At 54.2% G+C, this 18,863-nt stretch carries 17 protein-coding genes; 13 read left to right on the plus strand and 4 right to left on the minus strand.

Translation table 11 applies throughout. From position 1 onward, the window contains the following. Nucleotides 1-103: 103 nt before the first annotated feature. The 13 genes from U0026_RS12905 to osmB all read left to right on the plus strand — a co-directional run bounded on the left by U0026_RS12905 (nt 104) and on the right by osmB (nt 15,886). Entirely contained in the window at nt 104-2,419 is a 2,316-nt protein-coding gene (locus U0026_RS12905) for a helix-turn-helix domain-containing protein (RefSeq protein WP_062777685.1), read from the plus strand. Nucleotides 2,420-2,509: 90 nt separating this feature from the next. Further along, nucleotides 2,510-4,162, plus strand: a complete 1,653-nt coding sequence (sapA, locus tag U0026_RS12910; protein WP_062777687.1) for an ABC transporter substrate-binding protein SapA — start codon at nt 2,510-2,512, stop codon at nt 4,160-4,162. After that, entirely contained in the window at nt 4,159-5,124 is a 966-nt protein-coding gene (gene sapB, locus U0026_RS12915; protein WP_062777689.1) for a putrescine export ABC transporter permease SapB, read from the plus strand. Before sapA ends, sapB begins: the two co-directional genes overlap by 4 nt. Beyond that, nucleotides 5,111-6,001, plus strand: coding sequence for a putrescine export ABC transporter permease SapC (sapC, locus tag U0026_RS12920; protein WP_062777691.1), 891 nt, complete (start codon nt 5,111-5,113; stop codon nt 5,999-6,001). Before sapB ends, sapC begins: the two co-directional genes overlap by 14 nt. Further along, the gene (gene sapD, locus U0026_RS12925; protein WP_062777693.1) at nt 6,001-6,993 is read left to right on the plus strand and encodes a putrescine export ABC transporter ATP-binding protein SapD; all 993 of its coding nucleotides are present in this window, start codon (nt 6,001-6,003) and stop codon (nt 6,991-6,993) included. The genes sapC and sapD overlap by 1 nt, the downstream gene beginning before the upstream one ends. Nucleotide 6,994: 1 nt before the next feature. Then, the gene (gene sapF, locus U0026_RS12930; RefSeq protein WP_062777695.1) at nt 6,995-7,801 is read left to right on the plus strand and encodes a putrescine export ABC transporter ATP-binding protein SapF; all 807 of its coding nucleotides are present in this window, start codon (nt 6,995-6,997) and stop codon (nt 7,799-7,801) included. A 69-nt stretch (nt 7,802-7,870) separates the two neighbouring features. Next, nucleotides 7,871-8,674, plus strand: coding sequence for an enoyl-ACP reductase FabI (fabI, locus tag U0026_RS12935; protein WP_062777696.1), 804 nt, complete (start codon nt 7,871-7,873; stop codon nt 8,672-8,674). A gap of 303 nt (nt 8,675-8,977) precedes the next feature. Continuing rightward, nucleotides 8,978-10,135, plus strand: coding sequence for a carboxymuconolactone decarboxylase family protein (locus U0026_RS12940; RefSeq protein WP_062777698.1), 1,158 nt, complete (start codon nt 8,978-8,980; stop codon nt 10,133-10,135). An 81-nt stretch (nt 10,136-10,216) separates the two neighbouring features. After that, complete coding sequence (locus tag U0026_RS12945) at nt 10,217-12,151, plus strand: exoribonuclease II (protein ID WP_062777699.1); 1,935 nt, start codon at nt 10,217-10,219, stop codon at nt 12,149-12,151. A 166-nt stretch (nt 12,152-12,317) separates the two neighbouring features. Then, a complete protein-coding gene (gene pdeR / locus U0026_RS12950; protein WP_062777701.1) occupies nt 12,318-14,303 on the plus strand; it encodes a cyclic di-GMP phosphodiesterase in 1,986 nt (661 codons plus the stop codon). Between the two features lie 82 nt (nt 14,304-14,385). Next, entirely contained in the window at nt 14,386-14,568 is a 183-nt protein-coding gene (locus tag U0026_RS12955) for a YciZ family protein (protein ID WP_062777702.1), read from the plus strand. A 57-nt stretch (nt 14,569-14,625) separates the two neighbouring features. After that, nucleotides 14,626-15,375 (plus strand): DNA-binding transcriptional regulator YciT, encoded by a 750-nt coding sequence (yciT, locus tag U0026_RS12960; protein WP_062777704.1) that lies wholly within the window; start codon nt 14,626-14,628, stop codon nt 15,373-15,375. 292 nt (nt 15,376-15,667) lie between these two features. Next, nucleotides 15,668-15,886, plus strand: coding sequence for an osmotically-inducible lipoprotein OsmB (gene osmB / locus U0026_RS12965; protein WP_062777706.1), 219 nt, complete (start codon nt 15,668-15,670; stop codon nt 15,884-15,886). A 139-nt stretch (nt 15,887-16,025) separates the two neighbouring features. Here the strand turns inward: osmB and yciH are convergent, their stop codons facing one another. From yciH to U0026_RS12985, 4 genes are all read right to left on the minus strand, one after another. Beyond that, entirely contained in the window at nt 16,026-16,352 is a 327-nt protein-coding gene (gene yciH / locus U0026_RS12970) for a stress response translation initiation inhibitor YciH (RefSeq protein WP_062777707.1), read from the minus strand. Then, on the minus strand, nt 16,352-17,086 hold the full coding sequence (pyrF, locus tag U0026_RS12975; RefSeq protein WP_062777709.1) for an orotidine-5'-phosphate decarboxylase: 735 nt from the start codon (nt 17,084-17,086) through the stop codon (nt 16,352-16,354). The genes yciH and pyrF overlap by 1 nt, the downstream gene beginning before the upstream one ends. Nucleotides 17,087-17,235: 149 nt before the next feature. Next, nucleotides 17,236-18,405: a lipopolysaccharide assembly protein LapB gene (gene lapB / locus U0026_RS12980; RefSeq protein ID WP_062777711.1), complete on the minus strand. Its 1,170-nt coding sequence runs from the start codon at nt 18,403-18,405 to the stop codon at nt 17,236-17,238. Nucleotides 18,406-18,411: 6 nt separating this feature from the next. Beyond that, entirely contained in the window at nt 18,412-18,720 is a 309-nt protein-coding gene (locus U0026_RS12985; protein WP_062777713.1) for a LapA family protein, read from the minus strand. Nucleotides 18,721-18,863 lie beyond the last annotated feature (143 nt).

Here is an 18,863-nt window from a genome sequence, read left to right on the forward strand (position 1 = left end):
GATTTTTGTTTTATATTGACGAATAATGAAGTGACTATTTTCCATACTGTTTGGTTATGACAAAAATCACCTGTTGTTTTTTGTCTATAGGGGACGTACCACCATGACGCAGCACGCCAACGACTTCGCCATAGAAGTGAGCGATATTCGTCATCTGACGCTGGAGGAACCGCAGCGTCTGACGCTGCTGTGGTTATTGCAGGGGCACGTAGAGTTGCAAACCTCCGAGAGCACGGCGGTTCTGTCGGAAGGTGATGTCGCTATCATTAACCCAGGCCAGCGTGAGCACCTGCACAGCGCGCAGGCCAACACGGTCATGATATTGCGCATTGCGAGTCATTGGTTAACCCGACTGGATGCCCACTTTTTTGCATTTGACTATCGAGTGGCCCCGCCCTCATCTCACGGGCTGGCACATGACGGAAAACTGCGGGCGCTGATGCGTCAACTGCTGGTCACTCACCTGCTAAACCATGAAACGCAGTCACGACTGGAAGCTAACCGCTGGCTCGGTGAAATGGCATTGCTGCTGGCAACACATTTCCAACACCCTTCGACACAGAGCGTGCCGTATAGCGACGCAGATTGGAGTCAGCGGATCCGTCAGGTGGTAACGCGCATCGAGTCCCGGTACCACGAGCGGGTATCGCTTGCGGAAATAGCTCGTGCGGAGCGGGTTTCGGAAGCGTGGCTTTCCCGGCTGTTTCACAAAGAAGTCGGCGTGAGTTTTATGCAATACATTACGGCGCTGCGTTTAAAAAAAGCGGAAGAGCAGTTGCTCGGCAGCACGCATTCCCTGCAACGTATTGCGCAGGAACAGGGCTTTGCCAGCGCACGTGTGATGAGCGATCTATTCAAGCGCCGTCATGGTATGACGCCTCGCCAGTACCGCTTGCGTCCCGCAACCGCAGGAAAACGCACCCGCCATCCTGAACCTATTTCTGATGATCGCCACCCGGTATCCGCTGAAATTCTCTACACGCTGCTTAATCGTGCTGAAAAACTCGATTGGGAGGAACCTTCTCAGCCCCTGCACTGTTCGCCGCTGCGGGAAATCGCCTTGCACCAACCCTTGCGCCGCCGCACCGCGTTGCGTCAAATCCCCGTGGTCATCACCTTGCGTGAAATTGACGATTTGCTGCGCTATGACGTGCGCCGTTCTCTGGAAGCGCTGCATGCGCAGATCCCTATCGACGGAATTGATATTCACGAGCCCTTCTTAAGCAGCCGATTGTTTAGCGAAGGTTGGGATTCTCCACTTACCACTGAGTGCGCCTGTTGGTATCCGCTGCAACAGGTGTTCACCTATCTTGCTCGAATGGGCTGGCGGGTTTTACTGCACACCAGCATGACGACTCGCCCGGATCTGCTGCGGCAATTTTTGCGGCTGAGCGCTCAGCACTTTCCCGCCGCAACGCTCGCAAGCTGGCACTTTGTCTGGCATTGGTCGCCGCAGGCAAGCGTTGCTTCGCGGGAGAAAATCTGGCATCAGCAAAAAGCCATTATTCATGGCGCGTCGCCCGATTCGTTGCTGGGCATCTGGCATCGGTTCTCCGCGTCGCTTGAGGCAACGGCAGACGATCCTATTTTTCAATCTGCACCGCTCAAAGAGGCCGATTTTCTGGCCTGCTCCGCGAATGCCAATGAATGCCTGCAGACGCAGCCGCTTGACCGCGTTCGGCTGGCGGCGACGGAGGATTACCCGGTCGAGAAAGTGGGTCAGATCCAGCGCGCACTGCGTCAACACCATCTTTCACTGCCTGTTTGGTTGCTGTCGTGGAACACCCTGACCGGTAGCACTCGCCGCACTAACGGGGATTTTTTCCGCGGCGCGCTGCTCATCAATACGCTTTTGGGCGTGGCCGATCAGGTTGCGCTGACCGGTTTCTGGTTGAACTCAAGCCTACAGGGCGAGGCCCGCAGTAACGGCACCTTTGATACCACAAGCTTGGCCTTGCTTTACCACCACGAATTGCCCCGGCCAATTTACTGGGTGCTGTGGTTCTGGCAGCGCTTAAAAGGGGACGTGGTGGTCAACGATAAGCAGACCTTACTGCTCCACCATCGCGGACGTTATCAGTTGCTGTTGCGTAATCCGGTGGTATTCAACCCATGGCTTTCCAGCGAAGAGACCTTTATTCAGCGTTTTCGTCAGTCTTGTCCGCTCGAACTTGTCGGGTTACGCGGACGCTGGAAAATAAAACGCCTCCAGTTTGACCAGCATCACGGCGCGATATTTCCCCGTCTGGAGGCGATTGAAAGTAGCAGCGGCCCAGACGAAGAGACCTGGACATGGCTGGCCCACACAACGCGCCCCGCTCTTAGCGTCCGGGAAGTCGATATGACGGAAAACTGGCAGGTACTTGATGCTCTGGAGAGCAATGGACTGGTTTTATATGAGTTAACCCCACTGAATTGATGACTTTTACAGCGGTTGGCCGCAGACATTTGTACCTGATAGCCGTAAGTGCGATACACTTTGCAGATCAATCGAAAATATAACGAAACTATGCGCCTGAACTTGTCATCATTTCTGGCGGCGCTGGGGTTACTTTGCGGTCAGGCCTTTGCCGCACCGCAACCGCTCGCCCCACCCCGTGCCGACATTCGCGACAGCGGCTTTGTCTACTGTGTTAGTGGGCAGGTCAATACTTTTAACCCGCAGAAAGCGGGCAGCGGGCTGATTGTCGATACCCTGGCGGCTCAGCTTTATGACCGCCTGCTCGACGTCGACCCGTATACCTATCGTCTGGTGCCAGAGCTGGCAGAAAGCTGGGAGGTACTGGACAACGGCGCAACCTACCGCTTCCACCTGCGCAATAACGTGAAGTTCCAGACCACCCGCTGGTTTACGCCGACGCGCGCCTTAAATGCTGACGATGTGGTATTCACTTTTGAGCGCATTTTCGACCGCAATCACCCCTGGCACAACGTCAACGGTGGCGCGTTCCCGTATTTTGACAGTCTGCAATTTGCCGATAGCGTTCAGAGCGTACGCAAACTTGATAGCCACACGGTTGAATTTCGTCTGACCCGTCCGGATGCGTCGTTCCTTTGGCATCTGGCAACGCACTATGCTTCAGTAATGTCAGCCGAATATGCCGACAAGCTGGCGAAAGAAGATCACCAGGAATTGCTCGACCGTCAGCCGGTAGGCACCGGGCCGTTCCAGCTTGACGAATACCAGTCCGGGCAGTACATCCGCCTGCAGCGTCACGAGAAATTCTGGCGCGGCACCCCGCTGATGCCACAAGTGGTGGTCGATTTGGGTTCCGGCGGCACCGGGCGTTTATCGAAACTCCTCACCGGTGAATGTGACGTTCTTGCCTGGCCTGCGGCCAGCCAGCTGACTATTCTGCGCGACGATCCGCGTCTGCGTCTGACGCTGCGTCCTGGAATGAACATCGCTTATCTGGCATTTAATACCGATAAGCCGCCGTTAAATAATCCCGAAGTCCGTCATGCGTTGTCTTTGGCTATCAATAACCAACGTCTCATGCAGTCGATTTATTACGGTACTGCGGAGACCGCCGCCTCTATTTTGCCTCGCGCCTCCTGGGCATACGATAACGAAGCTAAAATTACTGAATACAATCCGAAAGAAGCCCGCCGCCGGTTACAGGAACTGGGGCTCAGCAAGCTCACGTTGCGTCTTTGGGTGCCAACCAGTTCTCAAGCCTGGAACCCGAGCCCACTGAAAACCGCCGAGCTTATCCAGGCGGATATGGCGCAGATTGGCGTGAAAGTGATTATTGTGCCGGTCGAAGGTCGCTTCCAGGAAGCGCGGTTAATGGACATGAACCACGATCTGACGCTCTCCGGCTGGGCCACCGACAGTAACGACCCGGACAGCTTCTTCCGGCCATTACTCAGCTGTGCTGCGATTAACTCACAGACCAACTTTGCGCACTGGTGTAATCGCGAATTTGATGACGTATTAAGAAAGGCGCTGGACTCGCAGCAACTGGCCTCACGCATTGATGCCTACGATGAAGCCCAGCAGATCCTGGCACGTGAACTGCCGATCCTGCCGTTGGCCTCTTCGCTGCGTTTGCAGGCATATCGTTACGATATGAAGGGGCTGGTGTTGAGCCCATTTGGCAACACGTCATTCGCCGGGGTATCACGGGAAAAAGAAGAGAACAAGGTGCAGAAGCCATGATTATTTTCACCCTTCGTCGCTTGTTACTGCTGATGGTCACCCTCTTTTTTCTGACGGTGGTGGGTTTTTGCCTAAGCTACTTTACCCCGCACGCGCCGTTACAGGGTGCCTCGCTTTGGAATGCGTGGGCATTCTGGTTTGACAGCGTCATGCACTGGGATTTTGGTGTTTCAAGCATTAATGGTCAGCCGATTTCAGAACAGCTTCGCCAGGTCTTTCCAGCCACCATGGAGCTGTGCATCCTCGCTTTTGGTCTGGCGCTGTTAGTCGGCATTCCGGTCGGTATGCTGGCGGGGATCACCAACAATAAGTGGCAGGATAAGGTCATTAGCTTCTTTGCCCTTCTCGGCTTCTCAATTCCGGTGTTTTGGCTGGCACTGCTGCTGACGCTGTTCTTCTCACTGACGCTCGGCTGGCTCCCGGTTTCCGGGCGCTTTGATTTACTGTATGAAGTCAAAAACGTGACCGGCTTTGCGCTCATTGACGCCTGGCTGTCTGACTCGCCGTGGCGTCATGAGATGATCATAAGCGCCCTGCGCCATATCGTGTTGCCGGTGCTGACGCTGGCCGTCGCGCCAACCACCGAAGTGGTGCGCCTGATGCGTATCAGTACGATCGCCATTTATGACACTAACTACGTAAAAGCCGCCGCCACTCGCGGGGTTTCGCGGCTGACCATATTGCGTCGTCACGTCCTGCACAACGCACTGCCGCCGGTCATCCCTCGCCTTGGGCTGCAATTTTCCACCATGCTGACGCTGGCGATGATCACTGAAATGGTCTTTAACTGGCCGGGGCTGGGGCGTTGGATGATTAACGCCATTCGTCAGCAAGACTACGCCGCAATATCGGCGGGCGTGATGGTGATTGGTGCCCTGGTGATTATTATTAATGTGATCTCCGATATTTTGGGTGCGATGGCTAACCCGCTGAAACATAAGGAATGGTATGCCTTACGATAGCGTCTACCTCGAGAAGCGCCCGCCAGGTGCTCTGCGAACCGTGTGGCGTAAATTCTACGGCGACACCGTCGCAATGGTCGGTTTTTATGGTTGTATCGGGCTGGTGCTGCTGTGCGTGTTCGGTGCATGGTTCTCCCCGTACGGCATCGATCAACAGTTCCTCGGTTATCAACTGCTGCCGCCGTCGTGGTCACGTTACGGTGAAGTCTCCTTCTTCCTCGGTACCGATGATTTAGGACGCGATGTGTTAAGCCGCCTGCTAAGCGGCGCAGCGCCGACCGTCGGTGGCGCATTTGTCGTCACTCTGGCAGCGAGCGTATTTGGTCTGGTGCTGGGTGCATTCGCGGGTTCCACTCGCGGCCTGCGTTCAGCGATGCTCAACCATATCCTCGATACTCTGTTGTCGATTCCGTCACTGCTGCTGGCGATTATCGTGGTGGCGTTTGCCGGACCACATCTGTCTCATGCGATGTTTGCCGTTTGGTTGGCTCTTCTGCCACGTATGGTGCGCTCGATCTACAGCATGGTTCACGATGAGCTTGAGCGGGACTATGTCATTGCCGCCCGTCTCGACGGCGCAACCACCTTAAACATTCTGTGGTTCGCTATTCTGCCTAATATCGCCGCCGGGCTGGTGACTGAGATCACTCGCGCCTTGTCGATGGCCATTCTTGATATCGCTGCGCTGGGTTTTCTCGATTTGGGCGCGCAGTTACCGTCGCCGGAATGGGGAGCAATGCTGGGCGATGCGCTGGAATTAATTTATGTGGCACCGTGGACCGTCATGTTACCGGGCGCGGCCATTATGGTGAGCGTCCTGCTGGTTAACCTGCTGGGCGACGGTATTCGTCGTGCCATTAACGCGGGAGTGGAATAATGCCGTTACTGGATATTCGCAACTTAACCATCGAGTTTAAGACCAGCGAAGGCTGGGTGAAGGCCGTTGACCGCGTTAGCATGACGCTGGCCGAAGGCGAGATTCGTGGTCTGGTCGGTGAATCCGGCTCAGGCAAAAGCCTGATTGCGAAAGCGATTTGTGGCGTCACCAAAGATAACTGGCGCGTCACCGCTGACCGTATGCGTTTTGACGATATCGACCTGCTGCGCCTGTCTAATCGCGAGCGCCGCCGCCTGGTCGGACACAACGTGTCGATGATTTTCCAGGAGCCTCAGTCGTGTCTTGATCCGTCCGAACGTGTCGGTGAACAGCTCATGCAGAACATCCCTGGTTGGACCTTCAAAGGCCGCTGGTGGCAGCGATTTGGCTGGCGTAAGCGTCGGGCCATCGAGCTTTTGCACCGAGTCGGCATTAAAGATCATAAAGACGCGATGCGCAGCTTTCCGTATGAGCTGACCGAGGGTGAGTGTCAGAAAGTGATGATCGCCATCGCCATCGCCAATCAGCCGCGTCTGTTGATAGCCGATGAGCCGACCAACGCCATGGAACCGACCACGCAGGCGCAGATTTTCCGTCTGTTGACCGGTCTTAACCAGAACAACAACACCACCATCCTGCTGATTTCTCATGATTTGCAGATGCTGACCCATTGGGCTGACAAAATTAACGTGATGTATTGTGGGCAGACGGTAGAGAGCGCTCTCAGCGAAGAGCTGGTGTCTGTGCCGCATCATCCATATACCCAGGCATTAATTCGCGCGATCCCTGATTTTGGCCGTTCAATGCCGCATAAAAGTCGCCTGAATACCCTCTCCGGCGCAATCCCGCTGCTGGAGCAACTGCCAATGGGCTGTCGTTTGGGGCCCCGTTGCCCTTACGCCCAGCGAAAATGTATTGAAACCCCGCGCCTGACGGGAGCGAAGAATCACCTGTTCGCCTGTCATTTCCCGCTCAATATGGAGAAAGAGTGACATGGTCGAAACCTTGCTTGAAGTCCGCAATCTGAGTAAGACCTTTCGCTACCGCACCGGATGGTTCCATCGGCAAACATTGCAGGCGGTAAAACCGCTGAGCTTTACCCTGCGCGAAAAACAGACGCTGGCGATTATTGGTGAAAATGGTTCGGGTAAATCTACGCTGGCGAAAATGCTGGCGGGGATGGTGGAACCCACCACCGGCGAGCTGCTGATTGACGACCATCCGCTGGAGTATGGCGATTACTCGTTCCGTAGCCAGCGTATCCGCATGATCTTTCAGGACCCGAGTACCTCGCTAAACCCGCGCCAACGTATTTCGCAGATCCTCGATTTCCCGCTGCGCTTGAATACCGACCTTGAAGCGGAAGACCGGCGCAAACAAATTATCGACACGCTGCGTCTGGTCGGCCTGCTGCCGGATCACGTGAGTTATTATCCGCATATGCTGGCACCGGGGCAGAAACAGCGTCTGGGGCTGGCGCGCGCGCTGATTTTACGCCCTAAAGTGATTATCTGTGATGAGGCTTTGGCCTCGCTGGATATGTCGATGCGTTCGCAACTCGTTAACCTGATGCTGGAGTTACAAGAGAAACAAGGTATCTCGTATATCTATGTCACACAGCATTTAGGGATGATGAAACATATCAGTGACCAGGTGCTGGTGATGCATCAGGGTGAAGTGGTGGAACGCGGCAGTACCGCCGATGTTCTGGCCTCCCCGCTGCACGATTTAACCAAACGTTTGATTGCAGGCCACTTTGGTGAAGCCCTCACCGCCGATGCCTGGCGTAAAGACCGCTGATCAATCACGTTTTACGCAGGCCTGCGTTTTGGCAGGCCGCCATAACCATGACGAGAAGGATGAATAGCGATGGGTTTTCTTTCCGGTAAACGCATTCTGATTACTGGCGTGGCCAGCAAATTGTCTATCGCCTACGGTATCGCTCAGGCGATGCACCGTGAAGGCGCTGAACTGGCGTTCACCTATCAGAACGACAAGTTGAAAGGCCGCGTGGAAGAGTTTGCCGCCGCGCTGGACTCCAGCCTTGTCCTACCATGCGATGTGGCTGAAGATGCTAGCATTGAATCTCTGTTTATCGACTTAGCCAAAGTCTGGCCGAAATTTGACGGTTTCGTGCACTCAATTGGTTTTGCTCCAGCCGATCAGTTAGACGGCGATTATGTGAATGCCGTGACGCGCGAAGGCTTTAAAATCGCCCACGACATTAGCGCCTATAGTTTTGTCGCCATGGCAAAATCCTGTCGCAGTATGCTAAACCCAGACTCTGCCCTGTTGACCCTGTCTTACCTGGGCGCAGAGCGCGCCATCCCTAACTACAACGTCATGGGTCTGGCAAAAGCCTCTTTGGAAGCAAACGTGCGATATATGGCGAATGCGATGGGCCCGGAAGGGATCCGCGTAAACGCCATCTCTGCGGGCCCGATCCGTACGCTGGCCGCCTCCGGTATCAAAGATTTCCGCAAAATGCTCGCGCATTGCGAAGCGGTGACGCCAATCCGTCGCACGGTGACGATTGAAGATGTGGGCAATTCCGCGGCTTTCTTGTGCTCCAATCTGTCCGCCGGTATTACCGGTGAGATTGTGCACGTTGACGGCGGTTTCAGCATTGCGGCGATGAACGAGCTGGAATTAAAGATGCATGGAGCAGAGTGATTCCCGGCGGCGCTGCGCTTGGCCGGGCTACCTAACCTGTAGCCCGGCCAAGGCATTTACGTCGCACCCGGGATACACATCTGTCCTGTAGCCCGTGCGAGGCGTTTACGCCGCCCCCGGGAGTGGCACTTATGCCTCCCCAGTCTCACTCACCTTCCCCCCTTGTTATTCCTGTAAGTTATTAATTATCACCGAACAATATTTTCTCCCTCGTCACGCATGCGCCAGGATACTTACTTATAACGATCCGGCAACATCACTTTTGAAGCGGCTGGCTCGCCACCTTCAAATCAAGGAACACCCATGGAGCCACGCCAGGTTTCCGGCAAAAACCACTGGTATCACGAAACCCAGTCGAGAACTCAACATAGCGATGTGATGCCGCTGGTTCCCGAGGCCGCGTACGTAGACGACCGATTTTTACTGGATCTGACATTGCCTGATGCACTGCTGAGCGCGAGCCAGACGTGGTTGCGTGCCGCGCGACGGCTGGCTAACACGCTGTTCCCTAATACCGTCCCCACCAATCGACTGCACACCTTCAGCGCATATGACAGACTCAGCACGGCGTTAACGGTCGCGCAGGTTTCAGGCGTACAGCGTTTATGTAATCACTATGCTGCTCGACTGGCGCCACTGCCCGGCCCGGACTCTTCGCGCGAGAGCAATCACCGACTGGCACAAATCACCCAGTATGCTCGTCAGTTGGCAAGCTCGCCGTCAATTATCACGCCACGCGCTCGCCAGCAGCTTGATGATGTTGGGCTGACTCTGCACGATATTATTACGATTAATCAGGTCGTTGGCTTTGTCGGTTTTCAGGCGCGTATTATCGCCCTATTCCAGGCACATCTGGGTTTCCCGGTGCGCTGGATCCCCGGTATGCCGGTGCAGGAAGATGCGGACGCGGAGCTCTTTAGCCATGACGGATCGCACTGGCGTACCGATCTCAACGGCATTGAGCCCCATCAGGCGAATACGCCTCAGGGCGAAGCGTTGAATCGCTGGCAACACATCCCTGAACTTGAGGCGCTCGCCCCGGTGCTGGCACAGGAAGACGCGCTGTTAAACGGCCTGGGTGAACTTATCGACACTCTCTCCTTTGCTCACCCACTGCAGCCGCTGTCTTCGCTTATCCCAGCGCGGATAAATGGAAGTGTTAGCTGTTTTAATTACTACAGTACTCAGTGGCAAGGCGCGAGCGGTCTGCCAGAAGCCGTACGCAACGGCGAACGCGCGCTGCAAGCCTGGAGCCATCACTATCCCTGCGAGCGTGTGGTGGCTCAGGCAACACAGCTGCTGACCCGCGCACCAGACCGCTTTAGCGCCGCACAGCTTGCGCCGCTGATGGAGCACGGATTATCAACGCCGGATGCGGTGACTTTACTGGCCTGGAGCGCGTTAAGCGGCTGGCTAAATCGACTGCGCATCGCGCTCGGTTGCGGGCAACAAGTTACGTAAAAGGGTGAAACAGCGCTTGCTGCCACCCCTCGATTCGCGTAACAATGTCAGCCGCTCTTTTGGCCACGAAAATAGAACATTATGCTTCAGGATAACCCGCTGCTCGCGCAGCTAAAACAGCAACTTCATTCCCAAACGCCACGTGCAGAAGGGGTCGTTAAAGCCACGGAAAAAGGTTTCGGTTTCCTCGAAGTCGATGCACAAAAAAGCTACTTTATTCCGCCGCCGCAGATGAAAAAAGTGATGCACGGCGACCGCATTATTGCCGTAATCCATTCTGAAAAAGAAAAAGAGAGCGCTGAGCCAGAAGAACTGGTTGAACCGTTCCTGACCCGTTTTGTTGGCAGAGTCCATCGCAAAGATGACAGGCTGTCTATCGTGCCCGATCATCCTCTGCTTAAGGATGCAATTCCTTGCCGCGCTGACCGCGATGTCACGCACGATTTTAAAGAGGGTGACTGGGCCGTTGCGCAAATGCGCCGTCATCCGCTGAAAGGCGATCGGACGTTCTACGCCGAACTGACCAAATTCATCACCTATGGTGACGATCACTTCGTGCCATGGTGGGTCACCCTCGCCCGTCATAATCTTGAAAAAGAAGCGCCAGACGGCGTGGCGACCGAGATGCAGGACGAAGGCATTGAGCGTCGCGATCTTACCGCGCTTGATTTTGTCACCATCGATAGCGCCAGCACCGAAGATATGGACGATGCGCTGTTTGTTGAAGAATCAACCGACGGCAAACTGCTGCTGACCGTGGCGATTGCGGATCCTACCGCGTGGATCGTCGAAGGCAGCAAGCTCGATGATGCAGCCAAAATTCGTTCCTTCACCAACTATCTGCCGGGCTTCAACATTCCAATGCTGCCGCGCGAACTGTCAGACGACCTGTGCTCTCTGCGTGCCAACGTAGTTCGCCCGGTACTCGCTTGTCGTATGACTCTGTCTGCTGACGGTACGATTGAAGACAATATCGAATTCTTCGCCGCCAACATTGAGTCCAAAGCCAAACTGGCCTACGACGACGTCTCGGGCTGGCTGGAAAACAGCGGCAACTGGCAGCCACCAAGTGACGCAATTGCGCATCAGATTACGCTGCTGGAACGTGTCTGCAAGCTACGTAGCGAATGGCGTAAAACTCATGCGCTGGTGTTTAAAGACCGTCCGGACTACCGCTTCGTGCTGGGCGAGAAAGGCGAAGTGCTGGACATTGTTGCCGAACCACGTCGCATTGCTAACCGCATCGTGGAAGAGTCCATGATCGCCGCCAACATCTGCGCCGCACGCGTGCTGCGTGATAAGCTCGGTTTTGGCATTTATAACGTGCACACGGGCTTCGCGCCAGACAACACCGAAGCGCTGGCTGCGTTACTGAAAAACCATGACGTTCACGTTGATCCGGTTGAAGTCCTGACGCTGGATGGTTTCTGTAAACTTCGTCGCGAACTGGATGCTCAACCAACCGGATTCCTCGACAGTCGTATTCGTCGTTTCCAGTCGTTTGCCGAAATCAGCGTCGAGCCGGGCCCGCACTTTGGCTTAGGTCTGGAAGCTTACGCAACCTGGACCTCGCCTATCCGTAAATACGGTGACATGGTCAACCATCGTCTGCTGAAAGCCATCATCAAAGGCGAAACCGCTGCACGTCCGCAAGATGATATCACCGTACAGATGGCCGAACGTCGTCGTCTGAACCGTATGGCTGAACGCGATGTCGCTGATTGGCTGTACGCACGCTACCTCAGCCCGCAGGCGGGTACTGAGACACGTTTTGCCGCCGAGATTATCGACGTCAGCCGTGGCGGGATGCGCGTACGTCTGGTTGATAACGGCGCGGTTGCCTTTATTCCGGCACCGTTCCTGCACGCCGTGCGTGACGAGATGGTTTGCAGCCAGGAAAACGGCACCGTGCAGATCAAAGGTGAAGTGGCCTATAAAGTTACCGATGTCATTGATGTCACCATCGCGGAAGTCCGTATGGAAACCCGCAGCGTGATCGCACGCCCGGCCGCGTAAGTACAGCGTTTCCCCTGTAACCCGGGCGAGGTATTTTGCGCCGACCCCGGGTGATCAACGCCACATCTCCTCTCTTTTTCCCTGCGAAATTTCGAAAACCGTTCACACTAAATACTGTGATTGGGTTTTCGGGCAAATGCTAACGCGGATGAACCAGGGAGCGTTGATGACAAAATCTTTAGCACAAAACCTTCTTGATCCAAATTCAGGCAAAACCAGTCTTTTCTGGCGCTTATCCCGCGATAATCCAACATTACATTTAAGCGTAGATCCTGACACTCAAGCAGAGTTAACCGTCACTCTCAGTCAGGAAAATACTCAACGCATCCATGCCATGACCGTGACAACATCAAGTGTGGCGGTCAATATTCCACTCAACGGCCACGACGTCCCCGTGCATCTCATCGGTCGCAAAGTTAGCGGTACCGAATGGGCCGGAACCGCCTCCTCCTGGTTTGATACCTCCTCCGTCGCTCGCGATCTCTTGCAAGGGCTGCTTTTTGCTGAGCAGGTGGTATCAGAAGCCAATGCGGTGATTGTTATTCTCGATCGTGACGGCAAGATCCAACGTTTCAATCGGTTATGCGAAGAATATACCGGACTCAAAGAGCAAGACGTGATTGGTAAAACCGCGTTTGAGCTGTTTATGACCGCCCCGGAAGCCGCCGCCGCCCGGCAGAACGTCAGCCGTTTTTTCAGCAACGGTGGCCCCTATGAGGTCGAGCGCTGGATAAAAACGCGTAAAGGCCCGCGCCTGTTTGTATTTCGTAACCGCTTTGTACACAGTGGCAGCGGCAGAAACGAGATTTTCCTGATCTGTTCCGGCACGGACATTACCGAGGAACGGCGCGCCCAGGAACGGCTCAGGGTGTTGGCAAATACTGACACCATTACCGGTCTACCTAACCGTCATGCGATTAATGAGATGATTGGCGAGGCACTTCTCAGTCGTGGGCCCGAGGAACAAATTGGTCTGGTCTATTTCGACCTGGATAATTTTAAGAAGGTTAACGACGCCTACGGTCATGTTTTTGGCGACCAACTCCTGCAATCCGTCGCGCTTTCGATTTTAAGCTGCCTGGAAGAAGATCAGACGCTGGCACGGCTCGGCGGTGACGAGTTTATCGTTTTGGCAACCGACACCTCGCAGAGCGCGCTGGAAGCGATGGCATCACGCGTACTCACGCGTCTGCGTGACCCCTTCCGAATCGGTCTGATTGAAGTCTACAGCGGCTGCTCGTTAGGTATCTCAATTGCGCCGCAGCACGGCGAAGACAGGGAAAGTTTGATCCGCAATGCGGATACGGCGATGTATACAGCCAAAGAAAATGGTCGCGGACGTTTTAGTCTCTTCACACCGGAGATGAATCAGCGGGTGTTTGAGTATTTGTGGCTTGATACCAACCTGCGCAAGGCGCTGCAAAGCGATCAACTGGTGATTTATTATCAGCCCAAGGTCTCGCTGGATGGTGAAGTGCGTAGCCTGGAAGCTTTAGTACGCTGGAACTCCCCCGAGCGAGGGCTTATCCCACCGATGGATTTTATTTCATACGCCGAGGAGTCTGGATTGATTGTGCCGCTCGGACGTTGGGTGATGTTGGATACCATTCGGCAGGTTGCCCTATGGCGGGATAAAGGCATTCACCTGCGCGTGGCGGTTAACGTATCCGCCCGTCAATTGGTCGATCAATCCATCTTTTGTGACCTGCGCCAGGCCCTTAAAGAGCAGGGTTTTGAGCAATGCCCAATCGATATTGAACTGACTGAAAGCTGTTTAATTGATAACGCCGATCAGGCGCTGACGGTTATACAGCAGTTTCGTGAGCTTGGCGCACAGATCCATCTGGATGACTTTGGCACCGGTTACTCCTCGCTATCGCAGCTCACTCGCTTCCCTATCGACACCATCAAGCTCGACCATTTTTTTGTCCAGCGGGTTCACAACCAGTCGGTCTCACAGTCGCTGGTTCTCGCCATTATCGCCGTGGCCAGAGCGCTGAATTTGCATATTGTGGCCGAGGGCGTTGAGGATGCTGACGACGATGCGTTTCTCACCCAACACGGTGTGGATGAACGTCAGGGCTACCTTTTTGCACATCCAATGCCTGCCGCATTGCTTGAACGCTGGCTGGATGCGCGTTCACGGTTATAAGGTAAGCCGTTTTTTTCACTTCTCTTTTGTCAGTAAATTTTGCATCATTGATTTAAATCGAATTTATCAACAGGATCCCACTATGTCCGAGCTCGATGCGCGCCAGGTTGCCCAACGTATTGATACCGTACTCGATATTCTGGTCGGCGGTGACACTCATTCCGCCATCAATAACCTGGAAATACTAAAAGCGGAATTACTGAAGCAGGCTGCCGAAGAACGTGATAATAAAACAGGTCAGCCTAAATCCCCTTGGGAAATCTAACCCTTTCGCCCTGCGAGTGACGCCGCGTCCTCGCACAGAGATATTGATGCATTGATTATGAATTCCCGACAGCAAACCATATTACAATTGGTCATTGATAAAGGCCGAATGAGCGTTACCGAGCTGGCCAAAATGACCGGCGTGTCAGAAGTGACGATTCGTCAGGATTTGAATCTGCTGGAGAAGCAGAGCTACCTGCGCCGTACTCACGGTTTTGCCGTGCCGCTGGACAGCGAAGACGTTGAAACGCGGATGATGAATAATTTCGCCCTTAAGCGTGAGCTGGCGGCGTTTGCCGCTTCGCTGGTGCGTCCCGGTGAAACCGTGTTTATCGAAAACGGCAGCAGCAACGCGCTACTGGCGCGCGAGCTGGCAACCCAGCCGGATGTCACCATTATTACCGTCAGCAGCTATATCGCTCACCTGCTAAAAGAGACGCCAGGGGAAGTTATCCTGCTCGGCGGTATCTATCAAAAGAAAAGCGAAAGCATGGTGGGGCCATTGACCCGCCAGTACATTCAGCAGGTTCATTTTAGCAAAGCGTTTATCGGGATTGATGGCTGGCAGCCGGAGACCGGCTTTACCGGACGTGACATGATGCGTTCCGATATCGTCAATGCGGTGCTGGAAAAAGGGACTGAGGCGATTGTGCTCACCGATAGCTCGAAATTTGGCGCAACTCATCCGTACCCGCTGGGGCCGATGCGCCAATTCAATCGAGTGATTACCGACGACCATCTGGCGACTGAAAAACAACTTCAACTTGAACAAGCCGGGCTGACGGTTAACATCGTCAAACGCCCTTAACGCTTTAGCCCGATGCCCATGCGCATCGGGCCTCTCCTTCCGTTCTCACACAATAACCCGCCTCGCTATGAGAGTTTTCTGACCCCGGATTTAAGACTTTTTACCTGCCGATTACATCACAAAATCGTAAACTTAATGTTAGCGATATAACAGGAAGTAACTATCACTTGCGTGACTTTTAGCAACAAATTTACAACCTGCGCAACAAGCTTCATGGAGAACACTCAGGCCCGAAGACAGCGGCTATAATTAAAGTGCTTTTTCCATGAATAGAGAATTCAGGAGAAATAAAATGACTTCAATGAACAAAAAAATGACTGCTGCTGTTTTAGCTGTAACGCTGGTAATGTCGCTGAGCGCATGTTCGAACTGGTCCAAACGTGACCGTAATACCGCGTTAGGTGCGGGTGCCGGTGCTATCGGTGGTGCGGTGTTAACAGATGGCAGCACGCTGGGTACGCTGGGCGGTGCCGCTGTCGGTGGGATTATTGGCCACCAGGTTGGCAAATAAGTTTTTTGATGAATATAAGGGCTCCGATGCAAATCGGGGCCCTTATATCATTCATGTGTGGTTCCCGGCGTCGCGTTGCTCTGACGAGCTACCGTCGGTAGGCCGGATGAACGCATGTACGACCGGGGAAGCAAGCCGCTTAACCACCCGCTAATTTCACCTTCATGCCCTTCGCCTCAAGCAGGCTTTTCAACAGATCCCGCTTGTCGCCCTGAATCTCAATCACGCCGTCTTTCAGCGAACCGCCGCAGCCACATTTCTTTTTCAGCTCAGCCGCAAGCTTTGCCAGCGCATCATCATCAAGGTCGATTCCGGTAATCAGGCACACGCCTTTACCTTTACGACCACTGGTCTGGCGCTGGATACGAACGACACCGTCGCCCTTTGGTCGCTCTGCGACAATTTTGGGTTCATCAATACGCCCGCTTTCGGTCGAATAGACCAGGCGGCTGTTTGCGTCACTCATTACGCCCCCAGATTCAATGATGTATTAATGTCACGCAGGGTCTGCGCCGGATCGGCAGACTGCGTCACAGGACGGCCAATAACCATATAGTCAACGCCCGCAGCCTGCGCCTGTTCAGGGGTCATGATTCGACGCTGATCGCCGGCTTCACTGCCCGCAGGGCGAATCCCCGGCGTAATCAGTTTAAACGCCTGACCGAGCTCTTGCTTAAAACGCACCGCTTCCTGCGCGGAACACACTACGCCATCCAGGCCACAGTTTTTGGTCAATGCTGCCAATTTCGCTGCATAATCCGCAGGTGACAACGTCACGCCGAGATCGAGTAAATCGCTGGACTCCATACTGGTCAAGACGGTAACCGCAATTAACAGCGGTGCATCCTGACCGAACGGGACCAGCGCTTCGCGTGCCGCCGTCATCATTCTCGCCCCACCAGAAGCATGTACATTTACCATCCAGACGCCTAACTCTGCTGCGGCCGCTACCGCGTGCGCGGTGGTATTCGGAATATCGTGGAATTTCAGATCCAGGAAGATATCAAAGCCGCGCTGCTGCAGGTCACGTACCAGCTGTGGACCAAATAACGTGAACATCTCTTTGCCGACTTTTAAACGGCAGTCACGCGGGTCAATCCGGTCAACGAAAGCCAATGCCTTATCGCGATTATTATAATCGAGAGCGACAACAACGGGCGAGGAAGTAACGACACGAGAAGAAGATGAAGCAACTGACATGACTGGACCTTCTTATTGATGGGCACGCAGGGTGCGGAAAAGGTAAACGGGCAGCATTCTACCTGCGCGACCCGGCAGGCACAATGCCGGTGTCTGCTGCAGGGAAGAAATGAGAGAGGATTATCACTTAGAGTGATGCTTTACACCGATTACTGACCGTCAAGGCCACGAATAGGTTTAATCGTCGACCACGCACGGCAAGACGGGCAATGCCAATACATGGTGTAGGCGGTAAAGCCACATTTCTGGCAACGGTAGCGCGGCTTGCTCCGCACCTGTTCACCCACCATATCACGCAGCACCATCAGGCTCTCTTTCGCGCGTCCTTCTTCCGCTTCGTTCAGGTGGTAATCCATCAGCTTGTGGAACACGCGCATCGTAGGATGGCGCTGAAGTTGACGCGTGACGTAAGTCTGTGCAACGTCGCTGCCTTTGTTTTGCTCCATTACCTGCGCCAGCATTAATTCCGCGGTCGCACCGGTGTTCTCTTCCACGCAGCGTTGCAGGAAATGTTCCCACTCGGCGGTTCTGTCCAACTGCTGATAGCAGGTTTGCAGCATTTCTAGCGTTTCGCTGACCAGTTCTTTATCCTGGTTAATGACTTTTAGCAGGCTATCCATGGCTTTGGCATAATCACCTTTCGCCATCCAGGCGCGCCCCATCATAATCGAGACGCGGGCGCTGGACGGGTCTGCCGACGCGCCGCGTTTTAGCAGCGACAGCGCCTTATCCAGCTCATCATTGCCCATTTGCTGCAACGCCAGCTCACACCAGAAATGAGCGATTTCGCCGCGGTGCTTATCTTTGCCAAGTTTAACCAGGCGCTCTGCGGTATCAATGGCTTTCTGCCAGTCGCTGGTTGCCTGATAGATTTGCAGTAATTGTTGCAGTGCGCTAATGCGGAATTCAGTTTCATCAACCAGTTGGTTGAACATGTCTTCCGCGCGGTCGTACATGCCAGCGGCCATATAGTCGCGACCCAGTTGCTGTACCGCCAGCAAACGCTGGTCATAGGTCAACGAGGCGCTTTCCATGAGCGTCTGGTGAATGCGAATAGCCCGGTCTACCTCGCCACGCGAGCGAAACAGGTTCCCCAGCGTCAGGTGAGCTTCCACGGTACCGGTATCCTCTTTGAGCATGTCGAGGAACAGGTCTACCGCTTTATCCTGCTGGTTGCTTAAAAGAAAGTTAACCCCTGCCACGTAATCACGTGACAAGCGGCTCGCTTCGTCCTGTTTGGACTGTTGTGCACTTCTGCGCCCCATATACCAGCCATAAGCAGCGGCGACGGGTAAGAGCAGAAACAACAACTCCAGCATAAATGATTATTCCTTTGCCATTGGGGTCGCCGGCGTTACCGGTGCAACCGTTTCTGGCGCAATTTGATGTTCCAGTCGTTTAATCTTACGTTCCGCACGCAGCAGCGATACGCGCACGCGCAGCCAGAACAATCCGCAGACCAGCCAGCCAATAGCAAAGCCAACGGCAAACAGCACCGCCAACAACGTCGAAATTCTGAACTCACCCTGCGCCAGTAAATAATTGAAGGTCACAAGCTGATCGTTTTGCGCGCCCAGCGTCACTGAGATGACGAAAATCGCTAACACCAATAAAAAAATAAGTAGGTATTTCACATTACTTCCCTTTATGCGGCTTCAGCAGCGTGTATACAGCACCTAGCCTTATAAAATAACATCTTCACCGCGACGACGAAATGGAAAAGCGTGCCGTAAGACAAGGATCTGAGGGTAAGGACGATGAAAATCAACCCTTTCAC

This window comes from Kluyvera intermedia (genome assembly GCF_034424175.1).
Taxonomy (GTDB): Bacteria; Pseudomonadota; Gammaproteobacteria; order Enterobacterales; family Enterobacteriaceae; genus Kluyvera; species Kluyvera intermedia.